This is a genomic window from Mesorhizobium sp. M1A.F.Ca.ET.072.01.1.1 (assembly GCF_004023325.1).
In the GTDB taxonomy this organism is placed as follows: domain Bacteria; phylum Pseudomonadota; class Alphaproteobacteria; order Rhizobiales; family Rhizobiaceae; genus Mesorhizobium.
Genome location: NZ_RZSF01000782.1, coordinates 1 through 403 on the forward strand (window position 1 = coordinate 1; position 403 = coordinate 403).

Here is a 403-nt window from a genome sequence, read left to right on the forward strand (position 1 = left end):
TCCGGGGAAGATTATCGCCGGCTGAGGTGGTGGGCGTTGCTCTGAGGAGCCGGCGCGAGGCACCCCCTCTGGTCTGCCGACCATCTCCCCCTCAAGGGGGGAGATTACTCGCTCCATCGATTTCGCCAGTCGCCAAGGAACCTGCCGGCTGTCCCATCACCAGCCGCTTCGCGGCCTCCGCTGCCGCCGTGCAGTAGTCGCGGTCGCCGTGTACGAGGATCATCACCATGGCGCCCTCGACCAGCAGGAACAGCTCTCGCGCCCGCTCGCCGGGCGACGGCACCTTCGCCTCGGCAAGCAGGCTCGCCAGCTGCCGTTCCATCAGCGCCTTGTGCTCGCGCGCCATAGAGCGCGCGGGATGGCCGTTAAGGTCGGCGAGCTCGATCGCGAGGCGAGTGAAGCC

At 68.2% G+C, this 403-nt stretch carries 1 pseudogene; it reads right to left on the reverse strand.

Annotated elements, in window-relative coordinates:
* Positions 1-91: 91 nt before the first annotated feature.
* A pseudogene (locus EOA32_RS39155) lies at positions 92-403 on the reverse strand (hypothetical protein); the annotation flags it as partial.